The sequence below is a fragment of the Pseudomonas sp. NPDC087342 genome, assembly GCF_044744265.1.
In the GTDB taxonomy this organism is placed as follows: domain Bacteria; phylum Pseudomonadota; class Gammaproteobacteria; order Pseudomonadales; family Pseudomonadaceae; genus Aquipseudomonas; species Aquipseudomonas nunensis.
Genome location: NZ_JBIUXZ010000005.1, coordinates 1 through 21,327 on the forward strand (window position 1 = coordinate 1; position 21,327 = coordinate 21,327).

Annotated in this window: 15 protein-coding genes, 1 tRNA gene and 1 pseudogene; 10 read left to right on the top strand and 7 right to left on the bottom strand. The window is 59.8% G+C overall.

What is annotated here, in order from left to right; translation table 11 throughout:
• The 9 genes from pheS to ACIOYV_RS14090 all read left to right on the top strand — a co-directional run.
• A partial coding sequence (gene pheS / locus ACIOYV_RS14050; RefSeq protein WP_401324405.1) for a phenylalanine--tRNA ligase subunit alpha occupies window positions 1–946 on the top strand: 946 nt, incomplete at its 5' end.
• A gap of 26 nt (window positions 947–972) precedes the next feature.
• Window positions 973–3,354, top strand: coding sequence for a phenylalanine--tRNA ligase subunit beta (gene pheT / locus ACIOYV_RS14055; protein WP_401324407.1), 2,382 nt, complete (start codon window positions 973–975; stop codon window positions 3,352–3,354).
• Between the two features lie 3 nt (window positions 3,355–3,357).
• Window positions 3,358–3,660, top strand: a complete 303-nt coding sequence (gene ihfA / locus ACIOYV_RS14060) for an integration host factor subunit alpha (protein WP_401324409.1) — start codon at window positions 3,358–3,360, stop codon at window positions 3,658–3,660.
• Window positions 3,641–3,997, top strand: a complete 357-nt coding sequence (locus ACIOYV_RS14065; protein WP_003179985.1) for a MerR family transcriptional regulator — start codon at window positions 3,641–3,643, stop codon at window positions 3,995–3,997. The genes ihfA and ACIOYV_RS14065 overlap by 20 nt, the downstream gene beginning before the upstream one ends.
• An 89-nt stretch (window positions 3,998–4,086) precedes the next feature.
• Window positions 4,087–4,163: transfer RNA gene (locus ACIOYV_RS14070), tRNA-Pro, on the top strand.
• Window positions 4,164–4,395: 232 nt separating this feature from the next.
• Window positions 4,396–7,218 (top strand): ATP-binding protein, encoded by a 2,823-nt coding sequence (locus tag ACIOYV_RS14075; protein WP_401324762.1) that lies wholly within the window; start codon window positions 4,396–4,398, stop codon window positions 7,216–7,218.
• Window positions 7,215–8,414 carry an EAL domain-containing protein gene (locus tag ACIOYV_RS14080; protein ID WP_401324411.1) on the top strand — a complete coding sequence of 400 codons (1,200 nt, stop codon included), beginning with the start codon at window positions 7,215–7,217 and terminating at the stop codon, window positions 8,412–8,414. Before ACIOYV_RS14075 ends, ACIOYV_RS14080 begins: the two co-directional genes overlap by 4 nt.
• 120 nt (window positions 8,415–8,534) lie before the next feature.
• Window positions 8,535–11,456, top strand: a complete 2,922-nt coding sequence (locus ACIOYV_RS14085) for an ATP-binding protein (RefSeq protein WP_401324413.1) — start codon at window positions 8,535–8,537, stop codon at window positions 11,454–11,456.
• Between the two features lie 3 nt (window positions 11,457–11,459).
• A complete protein-coding gene (locus ACIOYV_RS14090; protein WP_401324415.1) occupies window positions 11,460–12,107 on the top strand; it encodes a response regulator in 648 nt (215 codons plus the stop codon).
• Here the strand turns inward: ACIOYV_RS14090 and ACIOYV_RS14095 are convergent, their stop codons facing one another.
• The 7 genes and pseudogenes from ACIOYV_RS14095 to ACIOYV_RS14125 all read right to left on the bottom strand — a co-directional run.
• On the bottom strand, window positions 12,108–12,596 hold the full coding sequence (locus ACIOYV_RS14095) for a fimbrial protein (RefSeq protein WP_401324417.1): 489 nt from the start codon (window positions 12,594–12,596) through the stop codon (window positions 12,108–12,110). It lies immediately after the preceding gene.
• Complete coding sequence (locus tag ACIOYV_RS14100; protein WP_201180474.1) at window positions 12,593–13,060, bottom strand: fimbrial protein; 468 nt, start codon at window positions 13,058–13,060, stop codon at window positions 12,593–12,595. The genes ACIOYV_RS14095 and ACIOYV_RS14100 overlap by 4 nt, the downstream gene beginning before the upstream one ends.
• Before the next feature lie 10 nt (window positions 13,061–13,070).
• Window positions 13,071–13,982, bottom strand: a complete 912-nt coding sequence (locus ACIOYV_RS14105) for a fimbrial protein (protein WP_401324419.1) — start codon at window positions 13,980–13,982, stop codon at window positions 13,071–13,073.
• Window positions 13,979–16,561 carry a fimbria/pilus outer membrane usher protein gene (locus ACIOYV_RS14110; RefSeq protein ID WP_401324421.1) on the bottom strand — a complete coding sequence of 861 codons (2,583 nt, stop codon included), beginning with the start codon at window positions 16,559–16,561 and terminating at the stop codon, window positions 13,979–13,981. The genes ACIOYV_RS14105 and ACIOYV_RS14110 overlap by 4 nt, the downstream gene beginning before the upstream one ends.
• Window positions 16,562–16,602: 41 nt before the next feature.
• Window positions 16,603–17,301, bottom strand: a complete 699-nt coding sequence (locus tag ACIOYV_RS14115) for a molecular chaperone (RefSeq protein WP_401324423.1) — start codon at window positions 17,299–17,301, stop codon at window positions 16,603–16,605.
• A 65-nt stretch (window positions 17,302–17,366) separates the two neighbouring features.
• Window positions 17,367–17,936 carry a fimbrial protein gene (locus tag ACIOYV_RS14120; protein WP_201180478.1) on the bottom strand — a complete coding sequence of 190 codons (570 nt, stop codon included), beginning with the start codon at window positions 17,934–17,936 and terminating at the stop codon, window positions 17,367–17,369.
• Between the two features lie 225 nt (window positions 17,937–18,161).
• Window positions 18,162–18,341, bottom strand: a pseudogene (locus ACIOYV_RS14125) (site-specific integrase); the annotation flags it as partial.
• A gap of 705 nt (window positions 18,342–19,046) precedes the next feature.
• Between ACIOYV_RS14125 and ACIOYV_RS14130 the strand changes: the two are divergent.
• Complete coding sequence (locus ACIOYV_RS14130; RefSeq protein WP_401324425.1) at window positions 19,047–21,260, top strand: putative bifunctional diguanylate cyclase/phosphodiesterase; 2,214 nt, start codon at window positions 19,047–19,049, stop codon at window positions 21,258–21,260.
• The last annotated feature ends 67 nt before the right edge of the window (window positions 21,261–21,327 follow it).

Genomic DNA, 21,327 nt, shown 5'->3' on the forward strand with positions numbered 1-21,327 from the left:
GGAGCAAATCCGGGTTCACTACCTTGGCAAAAAGGGTGAATTGACTCAGGTGATGAAGACCCTGGGGAATTTGCCGGCAGAAGAGCGTCCGCAAGTCGGCGCACTGATCAACGTTGCCAAGGAGCGTGTCACAGAGGTTCTCAATGCCCGCAAGGCACTGTTTGAGGAGGCCGACCTGGCCGCCAAACTGTCTGCCGAGTCCATTGACGTGACCCTGCCTGGCCGTGGCCAGACCTCTGGTGGTCTGCATCCGGTTACGCGCACTCTGGAACGTATCGAACAGTTCTTTACCCACATCGGCTACGGCATCGCCGAAGGCCCTGAGGTTGAAGACGACTATCACAACTTCGAAGCGCTCAACATCCCAGGCCACCACCCGGCCCGGTCGATGCATGACACCTTCTATTTTAATGCCAACATGTTGCTGCGCACCCATACCTCGCCGGTACAGGTCCGCACCATGGAATCGAAGCAACCGCCGATCCGCATCGTCTGCCCAGGCCGTGTGTACCGTAGCGACTCCGATATCACCCACTCGCCGATGTTCCACCAGGTCGAAGGCCTGCTGGTCGATCGCGACATCAATTTCGCCGACCTCAAAGGCACCATCGAAGAGTTCCTGCGCGTGTTCTTCGAAAAAGAGCTGGCCGTGCGTTTCCGCCCTTCGTACTTCCCGTTCACCGAGCCATCCGCCGAAGTCGACATGGAATGCGTGATGTGCAGCGGTAAAGGCTGCCGTGTCTGCAAACAGACTGGCTGGCTGGAAGTCATGGGTTGCGGCATGGTTCACCCGAACGTGCTGCGTATGTCCGGGATCGACCCGGAAGAGTTCTCGGGCTTTGCCTTCGGCATGGGCGTTGAGCGTCTGGCCATGCTGCGTTACGGCGTGAACGACTTGCGTCTGTTCTTCGACAACGACTTGCGGTTCCTCGCGCAATTTCGCTAGTCGTAACGAATTCTTAGGAGAGCAGGATGAAATTCAGTGAACAATGGCTGCGTGGCTGGGTAAGCCCGCAGGTAAGTCGTGACGAGCTGGTTGCTCGTCTGTCGATGGCCGGTCTTGAGGTCGACAGCGTTACGCTAGCCGCCGGCGAATTCATTGGTGTAGTGGTGGGCGAGGTGCTGAGCACCGAGCAGCACCCGGACGCCGACAAGTTGCGTGTTTGCCAGGTCAGCAATGGCTCGGAGACTTTCCAGGTCGTGTGCGGTGCGCCTAACGTGCGCCCGGGCCTGAAGATCCCGTTCGCCATGATCGGTGCCGAACTGCCAGGCGACTTCAAGATCAAGAAAGCCAAGCTGCGTGGCGTTGAGTCCAACGGCATGCTGTGCTCGCAAGCCGAGCTGCAAGTGGGCGAAGGCAACGATGGTCTGATGGAATTGCCGGACGATGCGCCGGTTGGTCAGGACATTCGTGAATATCTGAGCCTGGACGACGCAAGCATCGAGGTTGACCTGACTCCGAACCGCGGCGACTGCCTGTCCCTGGCCGGTCTGGCCCGTGAAGTCGGCGCGCTGTACAACGCCGAAGTCACCCGTCCGGTAGTGGCTGTCGTGCCAGCCGTGCACGACGAAGTGCGTTCGGTTGAAGTGCTGGCACCTGCTGCTTGCCCGCGTTACCTGGGTCGTGTGATCCGTAACGTCGACCTGTCCAAGCCAACGCCGCTGTGGATGGTCGAGCGCTTGCGTCGTGGCGACGTGCGCAGCATCGACGCTGCCGTCGACATCACCAACTACGTGATGCTGGAACTGGGTCAACCGCTGCACGCGTTCGATCTCGCCGAAATCAATGGCGGCATCCGCGTGCGCATGGCTGAAGAAGGCGAGAAGCTGGTTCTGCTCGACGGTCAGGAAGTAAGCCTGCGTAGCGATACGCTGGTGATTGCCGACCATACCCGCGCCCTGGCAATTGCTGGCGTGATGGGTGGCGAACACAGCGGCGTCGACACCGCGACCACCCGCGACGTGTTCCTTGAAAGCGCGTTCTTCGATCAGATTGCTGTCGCTGGCAAGGCCCGTTCCTACGGCCTGCACACCGACGCTTCGCACCGCTACGAGCGTGGCGTGGACTGGCAACTGGCCCGTGAAGCCATGGAGCGCGCCACTGGCCTGCTGCTGGAAATCACTGGCGGCGAAGCCGGCCCGATCATCGAAACCGTCAGCGAGCAGCACCTGCCGAAAATCGCGCCGGTTACCTTGCGCGCGCAACGCATCACCCAGATGCTGGGCATGGAAATGGAATCGTCCGAAGTCGAGCGTCTGCTCAACGGCTTGGGCCTGACCGTTTCCGCCGATGGGGCAGGGCAGTGGCGCGTAGAAGTGCCAAGTCATCGTTTCGATATCAGCCTCGAAGTTGACCTGATCGAAGAACTGGCTCGTCTGTACGGTTACAACCGTCTGCCGGTTCGTTACCCGCAAGCCCGTCTGGCGCCGCAAGCCAAGGCCGAAGCCCGTAGCGACCTGCCTGAACTGCGCCGCCTGCTGGTAGCCCGTGGTTATCAGGAAGCGATCACTTACAGCTTCATCGATCCGAAACAGTTCGAACTGTTTAATCCGGGTGTTGAACCGCTGTTGCTGGCCAACCCGATTTCCAACGACATGGCGGCGATGCGTTCGTCCCTGTGGCCAGGTCTGGTCAAGGCGCTTCAGCACAACCTGAACCGTCAGCAGGATCGCGTCCGCCTGTTCGAAAGCGGCCTACGTTTTGTCGGTCAACTGGAAGGCTTGAAGCAAGAGCCGATGCTGGCAGGTGTTGTGTGCGGTAGCCGTCTGCCGGAAGGCTGGGCGCAAGGTCGCGATGTCGTGGACTTCTTCGACGTCAAAGCTGACGTGGAAGCGGTGTTGGGCTTTGCCGGTGCACTGGATTCGTTCACTTTTGTGCCAGGCAAGCACCCGGCGCTGCACCCAGGTCAGACTGCGCGCATCGAGCGTGAAGGTCGTCTGGTCGGTTACGTCGGCGCGATTCACCCGGAATTATCGAAAACCCTCGGTCTCGACCGTCCGGTCTTCGTTTTCGAGTTGGTTCTGGCGGAAGTGGCATTGGGTAAAATGCCTAAATTCCAAGAGTTGTCGCGCTTTCCTGAAGTACGTCGTGACCTTGCACTGATTGCCGAAAAAGACGTCGCAGCCAGCGCGGTACTGGACGTAATCCGTGAAAATGCAGGGGAATGGCTGACGGACCTCAGGCTATTTGACGTGTATCAGGGTAAAGGCATTGATCCTGATAGAAAAAGCCTCGCAGTTGGCTTGACCTGGCAGCATCCATCGCGCACTCTTAATGACGATGAGGTGAATAACACGACGCAAAATATCCTCACCTCGCTCGAACAAAGGTTGAACGCCACGTTAAGGAAGTGACGTATGGGGGCTCTGACGAAAGCTGAGATGGCGGAACGTCTGTATGAAGAGCTGGGCCTGAATAAACGGGAGGCCAAGGAATTGGTCGAACTGTTTTTTGAAGAAATCAGGCACGCTCTTGAAGACAACGAACAAGTCAAATTGTCCGGTTTCGGCAATTTCGACCTTCGGGACAAACGCCAGCGGCCTGGCCGCAATCCGAAAACGGGTGAAGAAATCCCGATCACGGCTCGCCGTGTGGTCACCTATCGTCCAGGGCAGAAGTTGAAGGCCCGAGTTGAGGCTTATGCTGGAACCAAGTCATAACGACGAGCTACCCGTCATCCCAGGCAAACGCTACTTCACCATTGGTGAAGTCAGCGAGCTGTGTGCGGTTAAACCACACGTGCTGCGCTACTGGGAGCAGGAGTTTCCTCAACTCAACCCCGTCAAACGCCGCGGAAACCGCCGGTATTATCAGCGACAAGACGTGCTGATGATCCGGCAAATCCGCGCGCTTCTTTACGATCAGGGGTTCACCATCGGCGGCGCACGCTTGCGTTTGTCCGGCGATGAAGCCAAAGACGACACCACCCAATACAAACAGATGATTCGGCAGATGATTGCTGAATTGGAAGACGTGTTGGTTGTCCTCAAGAAATAAATTCCTGCGTTTGAATACTTCCAGTTTTCAAAAGCTTGCGATATATTCTTGAGCGTTCCTCGAGCTGAGGAACAGGTTTAACGCCTAGTCGGGGCGTAGCGCAGTCCGGTAGCGCACTAGCATGGGGTGCTAGGGGTCGAGTGTTCGAATCACTCCGTCCCGACCATATAATTCAAGGGGTTGCGAGATTTTATCTCGCGACCCTTTTTTATTTTGTGGCGTTTTTACCCCTACAAAATGGCTAGCTCTCGGTGGAATCTACAGCTCAAAGGGGGGCAGAAACTCTGCTCAAGGTTCGCCCCTTTTGGCAGCAGCCTTCACCACAGGCTCACCGGCATCCCGCCTTTTTGAGATCCGTCTTATTCACCTACCGCCTCGCCACGCTTAACTTCTCGGCGATGAAACTCAAACATTTCCTGCAACCGCTCGACTCCTCCTTCTCCACGCCTAAGGCCGCCAGAAAACTGTTGCGTCTGTTCGCTCTAGCGTTAGTGCTTGGCGTTTACGTGGGTGCCTACAGTTACCTGCGGGCAGCGTTTAATGAGGAGATTTCGCTGCGGCGTAGTTATATGAATGAGGCGATTTCCGATGCGCAGAGTTTTTTTGTCAGTCGCCAGACGTTGCTGAAAAGCTTGGGCTTGTCGACGGTGCGTCATGTCACGGCGCCGGTGGGCAATTTCAACGAAGTGCCGGCCGAGGAGGTGCATATCACCCTGGGCGAGGCGGGCAATATCTGGAGCCTGTGGCTGACCAAGCGCATGCTCGATTACCTGGAGGTCAATCAGGTCAATCTGATTTACGTGGCCCAGCGTGCCGAGCCTGTGGTGGAACGCCTGTTTACCGTAGGCATTGCCCCCGCGAATGTGCCGGAGCCGGTATTGCGGCGGTTGATGGCGGTGGACACCGGCAAGGTTTCGGTCAGCGATGAGTTGTGGCTGACCGAGCAGAACCGCCTGGATTCGCCGCTGTACATCTTCACCCGCCTCGACGACCGTAGCCCCACCTCGGGTTGGCTCGGGTTGGAGGTGGACGGGCCGGACCTGATCAATGCCTTGCAGCATGAAAAAGCCGGCGACTTCATGTTGCTCGACGGCGTAGGCGAGCTGATTTTCAGCAGCTCGCCGCATCAACCCGCCGCTGTGCAGGTACTGCGTCAGTATCATTCCACGGCCAGTTTCGGGTGGGAGGGTAGTCGGTGGTTGCCGGACCGATTGGCTATTCGAAAGCACCTGGGTTATTCCCAATGGCAGATCGTCTACAGCCTGGAGTTGCGTTCACTGTTGCCCAGTCTGGCCTTGCCGTTGCTGGTGTGCCTGATGCTGTGCGTATTGGCGAGCCTGGTGATGGTGCGGCTGGTGCGGCGCATCGATCAGCGGTTGATTATCCCGGCGGCCAATCGCATCGAAGCGCTGGTGGAAAGTGAGGCGTTCAGCAGCGCGGTGATTCGTATCGCCCCGGTGGCCTTGTGTGTACTGCGTCGCAGCGATGGCGAGGTGGTGCTGGAAAACCCCTTGTCTCGCCAATGGCTGGGCAACGGTCAGGAGCGCCAGCAGCTGTGCCACGGCTGGATTCGCCGCGCCTTCCATGAGTCCGAGCAAGGCAGTACCGACGAGCTGCAAATGGCCGACGGTCGCCACCTGTACCTGAGTTTCGCGCCAACCCGTTACCAGCGTGAAGATGTGTTGATCTGCGCCTTCAGTGATATCACCGAGCGTAAACAGGTGGAGTTGGCGTTGCAGCAGGCGCGCACTCTGGCGGACGCGGCGAATGAGGCCAAGACCCTGTTCCTGGCGACTATGAGCCATGAAATCCGCACGCCGCTGTATGGCGTGCTGGGTACCCTGGAATTGCTGGCGCGCACCGACCTCAACGGCCAGCAGCGCGGCTACCTGAATGCCATCGAAGGCTCGTCGGCGAATTTGCTGCAAATGATCTGTGATGTGCTGGATGTGTCGAAAATCGAGGCTGGGCAACTGTCCCTCGAGTTCAGCATTTTTTCGCCGATTGAGTTGGTGCAGGAGGTGATCCAAGTCTACGCGGGCGCTGCCCAAGGCAAGGGCCTGCAGTTGTTTGCCTGCCTGGATCCGCAACTGCCCGACCGCGTGCGCGGGGATGCCACGCGCATCCGCCAAATCCTCAATAACCTGCTGAACAACGCGCTGAAATTCACCGAGAGCGGCCGGATTGTCTTGCGTCTGCGCCTGGAAAGCCGTGAAGGAGAGCGCGCCATGTTGCAGTGGCAGGTGGTCGACACCGGCAAGGGTATTGCCGAAGAGGACCAGCAGTACCTTTTCGAGCCGTTCTTCCAGGCCAGTGGCAATGCCAATGTTGTCGCCGGCACCGGCCTTGGGTTGTCGATCTGCAAGCGTCTGATGCACTTAATGAACGGCACGTTGCGCGTGGTCAGCGAGCCGGGCCTGGGCAGCAGTTTTTCCTTCACTTTGCCACTGGAGCAAGTCAGTGACGACGGCAATGACCCCTGGGCCCAACCGCTGCTGGGAGAGCGGGTCTATGTTGTGTCGCCAGTGCGGGAGCTGGCGGAAAGTGTCGGCGGCTGGTTGCGCCGCTGGGGCGCCCGGGCGCAACTCGGCGCGCCAGAGTCCGTAGAGGCCGACTCAGGCGCGGTCCTGGTAGAGCTTTATCCCGGCCCGACCGAGCCCGGACAGTTGATGCGTTGGTCAGGGCCTCGGGTCATGGCTGCCGTCGATGAACATGGCGCCTATCCAGGGCCCGGTGCGTGCTGGCAGATCGGCCTGAACAACTTGCACGCCCTCAATCGTGCGGTCAGCCGCGCCCAGGGGGTCGAGGAGCAGCTGTCGCCCAGGATCAGCGAGAAACCCGCCGAGCTCAGCCTCAACCTGCGCCTGCTGGTGGCCGAAGACAACCTGATAAACCAACTGATCCTGCGTGATCAACTGGAAGAGCTCGGCTGCACCGTGGTGCTGGCCGGCGATGGCGTTGAGGCCCTTTCACTGTGGGACGACACCGTGTTCGACATGATCCTCACCGACGTCAACATGCCGCGCATGAATGGCTACGAATTTACCGAACAACTACGGCGCCTGGGCTGCTCGCTGCCGATCATCGGCGCCACTGCCAACGCGATGCTCGACGAAGCCGAGCGTTGCCTGAGCGCGGGTATGGATCATTGTCTGGTCAAGCCCTTTACCCTGCGGGCCCTCTATCAGTGCTTGGATCGCTATCAGAGGAGGGTGCTTTGAGTGCCTATCGCGTGCTCATTGTGGAGGACCATCCTTTTCAGCATGAGTACCTGATCAGCGTCTTCCAGGCCATCGGCGGCTTTGACGTCGACGTGGTCTGGGATGGCGCCACCGCATTGCAACGCCTGGCCCGACAGCGCTACGACCTGTTGCTCAGCGATTTGATGATGCCGGGGATGGACGGCGTGCAACTGATCCAGCAATTGGCCCGGATGCAGACGCCGCCGGCGCTGGCGCTGATGAGCGTGGCGTCGCGGCGCATGCTGGTGGGCGCCGGGCAGGTGGCCGGGAACCTGGGGCTGACCGTCGCTGGGCTGATCTCCAAGCCGGTGCGCGAACCCGAGGTGCGCACTCTGCGCGATTGCCTGGACAAACTGGCTGAGCAGGCGCGCACGCCGTGTTGCCATCGGGGTGTCAGCCATGCCGAGGAAAACCTGGTGAACGCCTTGGCGAACGGTGAGATCCAGGCCTGGTTCCAACCCAAGAAATCCCTGCACGACGGGCGGATCGTCGGCGCCGAAGCCCTAGCGCGCTGGGTGCACCCAGTGGAAGGGTTATTGATGCCAGGGGAGTTCCTCGGTGAGATCGAGCGCCTAGGCCTAGAAACCCAGTTGCTGACCTGCATCCTTGCCCAGGCTCTCACCGCCCAGGCCCAGTGGGTGCAGCTTGGTTACAGGCTGCCGGTATCGATCAACCTCCCCACGCATTTACTTGACCAGTGCGAGCTGGTCGATCGCCTGCTGGCCCAAGTGCAGAGCAGCGACGCTGAACCCCGGCAAATCACGTTCGAATTGATGGAAAGCTCCACCACACTGTTGCCCAGTAACTACTACGCTGGAGCATGCCGCTTGCGCATGATGGGCTTTGGGCTGGCGCAAGATGATTTCGGCAAGGGATTCAGTTCCTACTTCAATCTGGTGTCCACGCCGTTCAATGAGGTCAAGATTGACCGCTCACTGGTGCATGGGTGTGCTGAGAACGAGAGCCTGGCGTCGGCCTTGCAGAGCATTGTCGAATTGGGCCGTAAACTCGGGCTGACCACCATCGCCGAGGGGGCCGAGACCCAGGCGGAGCTGGCTGTCTTGCGGCGCATTCGATGCGATCAGGTACAAGGCTTCCTGATCTCCCAAGCCGTGGCGGTGGATAAATTCAGTGCGTTGTTGATAGAGGATGGCCCTACGCCAGCACTTATGTAAACTGCCAAGGTCACACATGAAGCCCAAAGGAAGGGTCGCCCGGTTAGCCGGGTGTTATTGGCCAATGCCGGGATCAAGCATAGGCCCCACGTCCTGATACAGGCTTCTGCGGTCCTGACGATGAAACATGCAAGTCTGCGTTTGGATAAGCTGGCGCAAAGCTCCCAACGCCTGAACAAAGCCCTTTTATTACTGACGGGACTCGCCTTGTTGCTGTCCAGCAGTTGCTACTGGGCGGTGTCGCGGTTGCTCGAAGCCGAACAAGAAAAAGTCGAGTTTCACTTCGCCCGGGTAGTGGAGATCATCCATGAGCATGAGGCGTTCCTGCGTAATGTGGCCACCGGCTACAGCCGCAGCAACGCGCCGCCGCTGCCGGCAGTGCAGTCGACTTCTGTGGTGGAGTTGCAGCGCGATGCCGGGCAGGTGGTGTTGCAGGCCAAGGGGTTCGCCTTATCGCTGCCGTTCACTTTGTCCCACGCTGAGACTTTCTCGGCGGATGACACGCGGCGGGCGCTGGCGTTTGGCGTGCAACTGACCGACTACTATGGTGGCTTCTGGTCCAGTTCGTTTTACGCCTCACCGCAGTTGTTCGTGTTTACCCCCAATGATGTCGCCAGCCTGGCCGTGCCTGGCATTGGCGGATTGCGCCAGCACCAGCCGTTGTTGCGCGAGCACTACCGCGAAGTGGTGAGCCGCTTGCACCAACTGCAACAGAGCCAAAGCCTGTTGCTGACGGACAGCCGCGTGCGCTGGATGCGCGCGCCATTGCAGCTCTACCGCAACAGCCGCAGCGTGGTGGCGATGATCGGCCTCGACGCGCCTGCCACTGTGCTGCCTACCAATCAGCCCCAGGGCCTGCTGACCCTGGCGGCCGTGGTAGACACGTCCCAGGTCGATGAGTTCGAGCGGGTGCTGCAGCTGTCGGTCTACAACCAGTTCACCCTGATCTCGCCCCAGGGCGATGTGTTGCTCGGCAGCCTGGGGGATGAACACATGGCGCCCCTGGGCCTGAGCTTCAGCAGCCAGGGTTTGCGTTTCAAGATGGTCAGGGAGGGCGGTGAGCATTGGACCGGTTTGTATGCCATCAACTACCAGGACTTTTTGCGCTACGCCAAATGGCCGCTGTTAGGCCTGGGCCTGACGTTCCTTGCCGCGGTGCTGCTGGGCTGGTGGATCAACCACTGGTACAAGACCCGTATCGTCAGCCCGGCCCAGCGCGCCCAGGAGCGTCTGTTCGAGAGCGAAGCGTTCAACCGCATCATGCTTCATAACGCCCCGGTGGGCTTGTGCGTGGTGCGCCGCAGCGACCACCAATTGCTCCTGGAAAACCAGCGCGCCCTGCAACTGCGCGGCACCGCACCGTTGCTGGAAGTGCTGAAAGCCAACGATGGCCCGGACAAACCCGGCGAGATGTGCCTGGCGGTGGAGGGGCGCTATTTGCAGGTCGTGGTGGTGGCTGCGCGCTACGAGGGCGAGGACGTGTTTCTCTGCGGCTGCAACGACATTACCCGGCATGTGGACGAGGCCCAGCTGTTGAACCTGGCACGCCAAGAAGCCACCGCTGCCAACGAGGCCAAGACCATATTCCTGGCAACCATGAGCCATGAGATCCGTACCCCGTTGTATGGCGTGCTGGGCAACCTGGAACTGATGGCCCTGACCGATATGAGCGAACGCCAGCGCCAGTACCTGGAAATTATCCAAGGCTCCTCCACCGTGCTGTTCCAACTGATCAGCAACGTGCTGGATGTGTCGAAAATCGAGTCCGGGCAAATGGCCGTGGAAGCGGCGGCGTTCAACCCGGGCCAGTTGGTGGAAGAGTCGGTGCTGGTGTTTACCGCGACGGCGCGCAACAAAGGCTTGCGGATCGATGCCGAAATTGACCCGCAACTGCCGCCGCGACTGCTTGGCGATGCCGGTCGGATCCGGCAGATCTTGCATAACCTGTTGAGTAACGCCATCAAGTTCACTGATTCCGGGCGGGTGCGTTTGCGCTTGACGGTGCAACAGTTGCTTGAGGATGAAGTCGCCTTGCAATGGCAGGTCACTGACACTGGCGTGGGCATTCCGGAAAAGGCTCTGGATCAGTTGTTCAAGCCTTTTTATCAGGTGACGGGCGGCCAGGACGGCAATGGCGCGGGCCTGGGCTTGTCTATCTGCTCGCGGTTGAGTGAGCTGATGGGCGGCAGCATGCGCGTGGTCAGTGAGCCTGGGCTGGGCAGCAGCTTTTCGCTGTTCATCACCTTGCCGGTGCTCAAGGAGACCCCGTCATCAGCCGCGCAACCGTCGATGCCACTGTGTACTGATGCACCTTGTTTGAACGTGCGCGTGCTGGTGGCCGAAGACAACCCGGTCAGCCAGGCCGTGTTGCAAGAGCAGCTCGAAGCCCTGGGGGCTCACCCCACCGTGGCGCGGGACGGCGAGCACGCCTTGCAAATCTGGGGCTCCCAGCCGTTCGACCTAGTGATCACCGATATCAATATGCCGCGGCTCAATGGCTACGACTTGGCCCGCGCCTTGCGTGAACAAGGCGTGCAGGTGCCGATTATCGGGGTGACCGCCAATGCCCTGCGTGAGGAGGGCGAGCGTTGTCTGGCGGTGGGCATGAATGCGTGGGTGGTCAAGCCGCTGAGCTTGAGCATGCTGCGCCAGGCGTTGATGGCGCACTGTCGGCGGGCGACTGCCTTGTCGGTTGCGCAACCGGATCGGGACCGCGAAGGCTGGATCGAGTTATCCCCGGCCATGCGCCAATTGATGGGCGACACCTTGCTGGTCGACGTCCAGCAGATCGAGCAAGGCCTGGCTTCCGCCGATTCCACTCTGGTCCGCCAGCGCCTGCACAGCCTCAATGGCGCGCTGGCCAGTGTGCGCGCCGGGGCGCTGTCCAACGCTTGCCAGGAGTGGGAGAACACCCTGTACGAAGGCTCCCTGGATACGCACGCCACCACGCAGATCCGGGTGTTGTGCACACGGTTGACGGCGGTGGCGCAATGCTTGCTGGCAGAGTCATCAGTCGATGAACGCCCTCTACAAGAGAGATAAAACATGCGAGAAATAAACGTCGTCATCGCCGATGACCACCCCATCGTGCTGGTGGGCGTGCGGGAAATCGTCCAGCGCGATTCGCGCTATAGCCTGGTGGGCGAGGCAGTCAGCTCCAGCCAACTGATCGAACAGTTGCGCATTCATCGGCCGCAAGTCTTGATCACCGATTTCAACATGCCGGGTGACGATACCTACGGCGATGGCTTGAAGCTGATCGAATACATCCTGCGCCACTTCCCCGAGACCCAGGTGCTGGTGCTGACCATGATCTCCAACAACCTGATCCTCACCCGCTTGCAGGAGGTAGGCGTGGTGGGGGTGATCCAGAAAAAACACCTGCATGGCGAAATCGAAAAAGCCTTGAGCGCCATCAGTGCCCAGCGCAGTTACCAGGGGCCGGAGACTGTGGCGACCTCGGTGGTGGGCAACCCTTATCAGGTACAGGAGCGTTTCCAGAGCCTGTCGCCCCGGGAGATGGAAGTGCTGCGTTTGTTTGTCACGGGGATGAGCGTCAGCGATATCGCGCGGCAACTGAGCCGCAGCAACAAGACCGTCAGCGCGCAAAAGATCTCGGCCATGCGCAAGTTGGATGTCAACAGTGACCAGGCCTTGCTGACCTATTGCATCGAGGCCAGGCAGTTCCAGTAGTCAGCGGTAGGTCATCTGCATCAACAGCGTCGCGCTGTAGCTGCCTGCTTCGGGCAGTTCACCCAGTGACACGGGCTTGACCCGCAGGGTCAGTTCCAGCGGTCCTTCTTCCACCGACCAGGTGCCGGTTTCCCCCAGGCTGAAATCTGCCTTGACGCTTTTATTCAACAGGCTCAGACGCAGCCCCAGGGCAGGGCGATTGGTGAGCAGGGTCTGACTATCGGCGCTGCCCAAGCCCGCCGAGAGTGTAAGGGTCACTCGGCTGCCGGCGTTGCAATCGAAGATCAACGGCACATCGGTGGCGGCGACGTTGTCATCCTGCAGTTGGTTGAGGTTGGCCTCACCCAATTTCACCTGCTGTGAAGTCGGAAAGCGTGGCGTGCAGGGCGGGGCGATCAGCTTGCCGTTGATGTCGATCTTCGCCTCATCCGCCGGTTGCGCGACCGCCGCACTGGCCACGGTCAGCAGTATCCAAAGCAGCGCTTTCATAGGTAATTGATGGTCATGACCATCGACGAAGTGAACGCTCCCGGCGTCAGTGCACCGCGAGCGACCAACTGAGCCCTGAGGCTGATATCGACGTTGCCGCTGAGGTTGTTGTAGGCCTTGGTGCTGCCGTTGAAATTCGCCGCCGAGTTGTCGTCCCATAGCAGCGACACGCCGAGGTTGTCGGCCGTGGTTTTGGCCACGGTGGCGGTGTGCGTGCCATTGTTGGAGGTGAAGCTGACGTTAAGCGAGGAACCTGCCGGGCAGACCAAAACTACCGGCACAAGCGCCGTGCCGGTGGTGGCCACCTGGTCGATGCGTACATCGCCGAACTCGGCGATCAGGTTGGTGTTGGTACTCATTACACAAGGCGGGCGTGTGAGGGTGCCACGCACGGTGATATTCACCGTGTCGGCGGCCTGGGCGGTGGCGCTGAGCAGCGCCAGGGCGAGCAGTGACGTTTTCATGGCAAAGGCCTCAGCGGTAATCGATGGTCAGGGTGTATTGGCTCTGGAACGCACCGGCGGGCGACTGCCCGGCCTGAAGTTGCGGGGTGAACCCTAGAATCAGGCTGTTACTGCCCTGGCGCAGTTGCAGGGTGCGCGGACTGTTGAGGGGCACAGGCGTATTGTTGTCATCCCAGCGCGCTTGCATGTTCAGGCCTGCCAGGGTGGTGCGCGACACGCCGGTGCTGGCGCTGACTACCGCCTGGCTTGGCGACAGGGTGGCGGTGGCTTGTACGGCGGCCGGACAGTTGACCGAGACAGTGGTCGATTGCTTTTGGTTGCTGAGGTCGGCGCTGCTGATGGTGCCGAAGGACAGGTTGACGCTGCTGGGCGAACTCAGGGTGCAGGCAGGGTTGTAAACGGTGTAGTTAAAGGGCATCTCCAGAAACCACTGGGCCCAGGCCAAGTAGTTGAGGGAGGTCACTCCCAGTTGCACCAGCGTCTGCCGCGTACCTGTTGTTCTGGGCGCCATGCCTACCAGGTTGTAGCGGTATCGAACCACCGTATTGATGGGTAATCTCTGGCACGTGCCCCCCAGGCAAATACCGCTGTATTGGCCCAGCGGGAGCACGGGTACATAGGTCCAGCTCGAGGGGTCTACAAAGAACAGAGTGGCGTGGTTGGAACCTGACAGGTAAGTGATGTTTGTGTTCACCCCGGCGGCGAAGGGAAAGGCACGGCGAATCGTACAAGTACCGCTGAACTCGACACTGATCGCTTCACCTGGTTGGAAACGGTAGCCGAAGGTCGGGTAGCCCGGCGTCGAGCAATCGAGGTTGCCGCCGATCAACGCCTGTGCCTGCTGTGGCATGCAGCACAACACCCCGCACAGCAGCGCGAGGCTAATCCGTACGCGCACCTCATCGATTATGTTCACGATCATGATTGCAAATCCTTGGCACCCGACCCACCGGCCGCGCGCTCACATTGAATATTCAGTTGAGTGATCCCGCCCTCGGTGGAGCTGCCGTCTTCCAGTTTCAATTCGCGGCTGCACCAAGGCTGCCCATCCACGCTGATCAACAAACGCGATTGCACCGGTACGCCGGTCAGGTAGGTCCGACCCTTGTCGGCCACCAGGGTGCTGCCCAGGGAGCGGCCATCCGGCGCGAACAGTTCGGCCTTGGCGGCAAAAGGCGCCGCTTCGCCGCGTGCGTCGCTGATGCGAAACAGAATGCGTTTACCGCGCCGGGTGTCGAAATCCGCCAGCACAAAGGCGCCTCGATTGGGCGTGACTTCCTGCACCAGCTGCGCGATGTCGACGTCATCGGGCATCGATTGGGTATCCAGCGATACGCGGTTCTTGCGGTAGGGCAGGGCCGATGGCACCACCGTGTAACCTTTTGCATTGGTGCGCACCCCACGCTTGTTGCTGATGCCCACGTCAGGTGCGCCAGGGGTGGCGACGATCACGTTGGTTTCGCCCAGGGGTTGGCTGAATATCAGGTTGCTGCCGTAGGCCACCACCGAACCTTCGATGCCCAGGTCCAACTGCCGATTGCCGGTGGACTCGTTATAGGCGCCGTGCACGATGGCGTTGGGCGCGTCATAGCGTGCGGCGAAGGTGCCGCCCACCACGCGATCGTTGGCGTTGACCTGCTGCGACACGCCTGCGCTATAGGCCAGGGTGTCCTCTTCAAACGCATTGCCGCTGAGGGTGGCGGTGCGCGACGCCGAGCCGCGGGCGCTTTGGCTGCCGTTGACCGACACGCGCTGGTTGCGCGTACCGCCCAGGGGCATGCTGATGCTCAGGGACAAGGTGCGATTGTCGGCGTCAGCACCTTTGTTCAGGCCCAGTCCCAAGGAATAGGAAATACTCCCGGAACTCAGGGTGTAGCCCAGTTGGATCGAGGTGTCGGCCTTGCTCTTGTCCCAGTAGGCGGTTTTCGACACGTTGGTGTACACGCCGCCGTAGCCGCCCAGTTGCTGGGACACGTTGGCAGTGAAGTTGCTCTTCATGTGGCCGCTGCGGTACGCCTCCAGGGACTGCTCGGTGCTGCGGCTGCTGAGCGCCTCGTTGAACGAGTAGTAGCCACCGGTGGAATAGCGGTAGCCGATCAGGCTGAAGTTGGTGTCGGTGGCCGCCAGGGATTTGGAATAACGAAAGCGAAACGACTGGCCACTGGCGGTGGATTTTTCGTGGCCCATCGCTTCGCTGCGGGCGTGGGTCACATCCACCGAAATCGCGCCGAACCCTGCGAAGTCATGGGCAAACCCCAGCAGGCCGGCGTTGTATTGATCACTGAGCAGACTGCCGCCGAACAGCGTGGTGCCACCGGCCAAGCCACGGCGCAGGGAGGCCTGGATAAAGGTCGGGATGTCCTGCTGCTGAGTCGACTTTGCGGGCCGGTACTGACCGGCGAACACCGAATAGCTCTGCTGCCCCTCGCGCAGCATGTAGGGTACCGACGAGAACGACTGGGTGTAGACCTGGCGCTGGCCGTCCGGGCTTTCCACCGTGACTTCGATATCGCCGTTGCTGGCGGTGGGGTACAGATCGGTCAGGGCAAACGGTCCCGACGGCACCCACTGCTCATGGATCACGTAGCCGCGCTGGCGGATGATCACCCGCGAGCGGCCATTGGCGATGCCGCGAATCACCGGCGCAAACTCACGGGCCTGGTCCGGCAACATGTCCAGGTCCGAGGCGATGCCCAGCCCGCGATAGGGGATAGCATCGAACAGGTCGCCTTCGGTGGTGGCGTCGCCCAGCGTCGCAATCGCCATCATGTTGCCCATGTCGCGCTGAGCATAGGTTTCCAACGACTCCCAGCGCCCGGTGTTGCCCGTGCCTTTCTGCCAGGTGGAAAAGTTGCGCAGGCGCCAGGCACCGGCATTCACGCCGCTGCGCAAGCTGCCGAACTGATCCTGGCGTCGGCCTGTATCGGACTCCACCGTACTGCCAGAAAACGCATAGTTGGTGAACGCCACCTGTTCGCCTTCGCTCCACTGCCGGCGCCGCACTTCAAACGCAATGCTGCCCAGGTAAGCCTGAGGAATTTCGATCGCCAGCACCTGGCGGTTAAAGTCGTAGTCGTAGCTCACCCCAGCCAACCCCTGGTCGAACGCCAGGCAAGTGGTATCGGCGTCGGTGCGGTTTTGCAGGGCGCTGTCGGCCACCCCTTGGGCGCGGAAAAATTCGGCATCCAGGCACGGGAAAAGACCGGTGGCGGAACGGTCTGCCGTGCTGGTGGCGCGAATAAAGCGCACATCTCGTTGCTCGACGAAACGCTGGTTGACCGACACATCCACCCGGTAAATCCCCGGCAACTGGCCTTCGCTCATGGCGCTGACCTGTTGTTTCACTGCAGCCGAACTCTGCCCGCCGCCGATCTCCAGGAACGACGCATCGAACTGGTATCCGGCCTGTGCGGGTGCCAGGTGCAAGGCCACGGCAGCAGCAAGCGGGCAGCCGAAGGCCTTCACGGCGCGACGGCGCGTGAGTGGGCGTGAACGGGACATGGGCGTTCCTGGACGGGAGCTCTTGGGGTAGCTCTTGGGTATCAGTTAATGCGGATGGTCGGCGCCGTCACGGTGCTGCCGTAGTCATCGATGTAGCTCAGCAGCACTTCATCGCCGGCCTTGGCTTGGATCGGCAGTTCCTGCTGTTGCCCGGGACGGAGCACATCCGGTGCCTGGGTGATCGGATGGCCGTTGAGCTTCAGCTCACTGACCACAACGTGGTATTTGGAGGCGTTGTCGAACGTCAGTGCGCCCGCGCTGGCCTTCCAGCTCACCTGCGCCACCGCGTCCTTGAGTGAGCCTTTCAGGCCGGCCGGGCGGTAGAACAGCTTGATGGTGGTTTTCAGGGCGATCTGCAGCACGTTCTTGCCGCGTTGTTCATCGCTCATGGCCGGGATGGCCTTGACGTTCATCAGGAATAGGCTTTCCCGATTATGAGGTACGTCGGCGCCGCCGGCGAAGATCACGCGCAGGATGTTTTCGTGGTTGGCATCGAGCCTGAACAGCGGCGGCGTGACGATAAAGTTATCGACGCTTTCGTCGTTGGCGCTGCCGAAGCGGCTGACCCAGGACTGCACCAGGTACGGCGAGTCGTCTTCGCGATTGCTGATGGTGAGGTTGGCTTCATTCGAGGCACCGTCGTAGATCAGCCGCGTGGCGCCAACGGTGACGGCGGCGTTCGCTGCCCCGCTATGCCAGAGCGGCAACAGGGCGAGAAAAAAACAAAGTTTCAAACGCATGATGGGGAACCTTTGAAGTCCGTAGGCCAGCGTTACAGCGCCAGGCCCACGGTATTGACGAGCAATTACTTGTAGGTGACGTCGAAGCTGGCCAGGGCGTAGACCTGACCGGTACCGATACCGGATGCAGTCACTTCACCTTCTTCATTCTTGGTGTCGGCGATGGTGCGAACGTAGGCGGCGGTGAAGTCAAAGGTGTTGGACTGCGGACGCAGGTCGTAGTCGGCGGTCGGCGAGTTCAGCGGCAGCTTGTTGCCGGTGCGGGCGTCGGCGATCTGAATGGCTATACCGCGCACCTGATTTTCACCGGTCAGGCCCAGCAGGCTCGAGTCGGTGCCGTCTTGCTGGCCGCTGAAGGTGATCGCGACGTTCTTGCGGGTCGCGGTGCTGCAGTTGTCCAGGCTGATGGAGAACGCTTTCGCCTTGGCGGCGGCACCAACGGTTGGCCCGAAGTCGGAGATTTGTACCGGGTCAAGGGTGACGGACTTGTTCACGTCACCGGTCGTGATGGTGCAAGCGTTGTCGGTCACTGATCCGGTGAATTCGATCTGCCCGTCCGCAGCCTGTGCAGCGGTGCTAGCCAGCAGCCAGCAAGCGCCGCAGGCGAGAGTGTATTTGCTCAATTTATTCAGCATTGCAATGCCCCTTTTGAGAGATGGATGGTTGTCTGCCTATCCCGTGGGTAAGCCAATCCATGGTGCATTGCTGCCTTTGAGAGGCACATGAGACGGATCTTAAAAAGGACGATCTAGGCTTTTTATCTACACATTTATTTTTCTATTTTTTATGGCCGGCCACCTCTTGCTAAAGAGGTTTTTTCAGGTCTTGACTCCCCAATTCCTCCAGATTTTTTGCAGATTTTCCAACAACTCAGCGGGCGAAAGAATCCGGCTTCTTTCGGCCTCGTAGTCAGCAGGAATCAATGGGGTGATGACGAACAGTTCCGTCGGATCGCCCTCGACCAGTAAAGCCCGCCAAGGCTGGCGCTTTCTGGCCCAGCGGAACATCTGGGTGAGGTCGGCGAAGAAACTGATGGCTTGCTCGTCAGGCCGACAGAGCCTTCGCGCGTACCGGTAGTTCTACTTGGCGATACCGGGATCGAATAGCCATTGGGAGCCGCGCAGGCCGCAGAGTCCCTCTGCTTTCTGAGGAGTGTGCGTATAGGCGTCAAAGCTATCCACAAAAGGCGTGGGTATATCTGTGGATAATGACCCAGGCACTGCGGAATACAGGGCTTGCAATGTGCTGGTCATTAATTGAGCAGGTTTTGTGTGCCGCTGACGTTGGCGAGCAGGCCTAGGGGCGCAAAGTCGCTATCGCTCGGCTTGGATCTGCAGTTTTACGTCAAGCCTGCATTCGTCAGCCAACCAGGCCTCAATACCTCATGCCGTAAGTGGATCAAGACCAGCAGAGTAGATCCCACGCGCATTGTGATCCTGCAGTTTCTCGAAGGTCTGCGTGCGGCCGGTGTCAACCATGTGGTTTTGAGTTTCAAGTACGGCGAACGCGATGCCGCTCAGGTGGTGGAAGAAGTTGGCCGAGAATTTTGCCGCGATTCGAGGACCGCGAAGCCAGCCGGACGGGGGTAGTCTGATACGGTTTTTTATGGTGAATCTGAGCCTTTTTTTTTGCTGGGTCGGTGCTTTATAAAGTGCGCGACCGGAGTGCGAGCGGACTGCGCCCGGCCGCCCACTTTTCCAGACTCTTTGAAGATCGGATGGTCTCGGCAGTCCTCAGGAACCACCATGAATACCCGCCACACGAGCTTTCACAGCGTGGCTCTCCCCGAGTCGCAGCGTGACATTCTCGGCATGATCGCGACCAATCATCAACTGGACGACATTCTTGCCGCCATCTGTTTGATGCTCGACACACAAGATCCTGACACGCTTTGTTCGATACTGCTCACTGATGCCGAGGGCAAATGCTTGCTGAGTGGCGCGGCGCCCGGCCTGCCGGCCGAATACAGCCAGGCGATTCATGGAATGGCCATTGGTCCACAGGAAGGAACCTGCGGCACCGCAGCGTTCCGGCGCGAGCTGGTGGTCACCGAAGACATCGCCCGGGACCCAAGCTGGGAGCGTTTTCGCGGCCTGGCGCTGGGGCATAACCTGCGCTCCTGCTGGTCGGTGCCTTTGCTTTCCCATCAAGGAAGCGTGTTGGGTACGTTTGCCCTGTACCAGAACCGCGCCCATGCGCCGGACGAGGTGCAGATTCAACGACTGGCCTGCGCGGCCCAACTGGCAACCATTGCGATCCGCCATGAGCGTGACGGCCAACGTCTGGAGGAAAGCGAGCAACGTTTTCGTTCTTTGTTCACCTACAACCCCAACCCGGTGTTCGCCCTCGATCTGGCCGGCAACATCCAGAGCGTGAATCCAGCGGGCCTGAAGCTCAAGCCGCACACCGCAACCGACTTCATCGGTCATCACTTTGCCAATCTGGTGGTCGAAGAAGACCTGGAGCGGGTCAGTCAACATTTCTCTGCAGCCAGCACCGGAGAGCCCCAGCGCTTCGAGGCACGCGTTCGCGACGTGAGCGACAAGCTGTTGACCATGGACATCTCTAACCTGCCGATCATGGTCAACGGAGAGATCGTCGGGGTATTTGGCATTGCCCGGGACATCAGCGAGCAGAAGCATTACGAGCGCCAATTGAGCTTCAACGCCAGCCATGACCGGCTGACCGGTTTGCTTAACCGTGTTTCGCTTGAAGACCGGCTTATTCTGGATTGTCACATCAGTCGTCGGCGTAAGCGTCGTCTGGCGGTGATGTGCATTGATCTGGATGGATTCAAATCCATCAACGATTCGATCGGGCACTACTTCGGCGATCAAGTGCTGATTGAGGTGGCGCAGCGTATGACCCAGCAGGTTCGTCCCGGCGATACCATCGTGCGCATGGGCGGTGACGAATTTATCGTTCTGCTGCCGGACTTGCTTCGTGATGAGGACGTTGTACCGGTGGCCGAGCGATTGATGGCCAGCATTGCCAGACCCTACTGCATCCAGGGCATTGACCTGCACGTGAGTGCAAGTATCGGCATCACCCTGAGCGATGGTCATATCGAGCAGCCGATGCAGCTGATCCAGCAGGCTGACATGGCCATGTACAAAGCCAAGCAGCAAGGGCGCAACAACTTTCAGTGGTACACCAGCGATCTTAATCAGCGCGTTTGCGAGCACGCGAGCCTACGCAATGACCTGCAGAAGGCTATCGAAACTCAGTCGTTCAAGCTGCATTATCAACCGCAGATAGACGCGCGCACGTGTCGGGTGGTCGGGATCGAAGCGTTGCTGCGCTGGGAGCATCCGGAAAAAGGATTTATCTCACCAGCGGTGTTTGTGCCGGTGGCAGAAGACAGTGGTCAGATCATCCCGCTGAGCCTTTGGGTACTCGATACGGCCTGCGCGCAGCTGCGCCAGCTAGGCGAGCAGGGCATCACGGGCATTTCGATGGCAGTGAATATTTCGCCGATGCATTTCCAGCGTGGCCAGTTCGTTGAGTGTATCCAGACAGTGCTGAGCAAGCACGGACTCAGCGCCGGGCAGTTGGAACTGGAGATTACCGAGTCGCTCTTGCTGCATAACGTTGAACAGGCAATCGACACGTTGCACCGGCTCAAAGCCCTGGGTGTACGCATTGCGCTCGATGATTTCGGCACCGGTTTCTCCAGCCTCAGCTACCTCAAGCGGTTGCCCATCGACAAGATCAAGATTGACCGCTCGTTCATCCAGGAAATCACCACCGACCATCACGATGCCGCGATCACCCAAGGCATCATTTCCATGGCCCATCACCTCAGCCTGACGGTGGTCGCCGAAGGCGTGGAAACTGCGTCTCAGGTGGATTTCCTGAAGGGCAGTCGGTGCGATGTTTTTCAGGGGTATTACTTTGCCAAACCGATGCCCTATGCAGAAATCGAAGCTTTCCTGAGCCATCCCGCGTCCCATCCCTGACCGGAAATTCTGCCCAGTCCCAGCCCTTAAAATCAGACGCTAAGGCAAATTTTCAGACCCCAACGCA

What these genes read in the sequence shown, in the direction of transcription:
- ACIOYV_RS14095 (WP_401324417.1), bottom strand. Translation starts at nt 12,596, where the DNA reads ATGAAAGCGCTGCTTTGGATACTGCTGACCGTGGCCAGTGCGGCGGTC.
- ACIOYV_RS14115 (WP_401324423.1), bottom strand. Translation starts at nt 17,301, where the DNA reads ATGCGTTTGAAACTTTGTTTTTTTCTCGCCCTGTTGCCGCTCTGGCAT.
- ACIOYV_RS14100 (WP_201180474.1), bottom strand. Translation starts at nt 13,060, where the DNA reads ATGAAAACGTCACTGCTCGCCCTGGCGCTGCTCAGCGCCACCGCCCAG.
- ACIOYV_RS14075 (WP_401324762.1), top strand. Translation starts at nt 4,396, where the DNA reads ATGAAACTCAAACATTTCCTGCAACCGCTCGACTCCTCCTTCTCCACG.
- ACIOYV_RS14065 (WP_003179985.1), top strand. Translation starts at nt 3,641, where the DNA reads ATGCTGGAACCAAGTCATAACGACGAGCTACCCGTCATCCCAGGCAAA.
- ACIOYV_RS14085 (WP_401324413.1), top strand. Translation starts at nt 8,535, where the DNA reads ATGAAACATGCAAGTCTGCGTTTGGATAAGCTGGCGCAAAGCTCCCAA.
- ihfA (WP_401324409.1), top strand. Translation starts at nt 3,358, where the DNA reads ATGGGGGCTCTGACGAAAGCTGAGATGGCGGAACGTCTGTATGAAGAG.
- ACIOYV_RS14130 (WP_401324425.1), top strand. Translation starts at nt 19,047, where the DNA reads ATGAATACCCGCCACACGAGCTTTCACAGCGTGGCTCTCCCCGAGTCG.
- ACIOYV_RS14105 (WP_401324419.1), bottom strand. Translation starts at nt 13,982, where the DNA reads ATGATCGTGAACATAATCGATGAGGTGCGCGTACGGATTAGCCTCGCG.
- ACIOYV_RS14110 (WP_401324421.1), bottom strand. Translation starts at nt 16,561, where the DNA reads ATGTCCCGTTCACGCCCACTCACGCGCCGTCGCGCCGTGAAGGCCTTC.
- ACIOYV_RS14120 (WP_201180478.1), bottom strand. Translation starts at nt 17,936, where the DNA reads ATGCTGAATAAATTGAGCAAATACACTCTCGCCTGCGGCGCTTGCTGG.
- pheT (WP_401324407.1), top strand. Translation starts at nt 973, where the DNA reads ATGAAATTCAGTGAACAATGGCTGCGTGGCTGGGTAAGCCCGCAGGTA.
- ACIOYV_RS14090 (WP_401324415.1), top strand. Translation starts at nt 11,460, where the DNA reads ATGCGAGAAATAAACGTCGTCATCGCCGATGACCACCCCATCGTGCTG.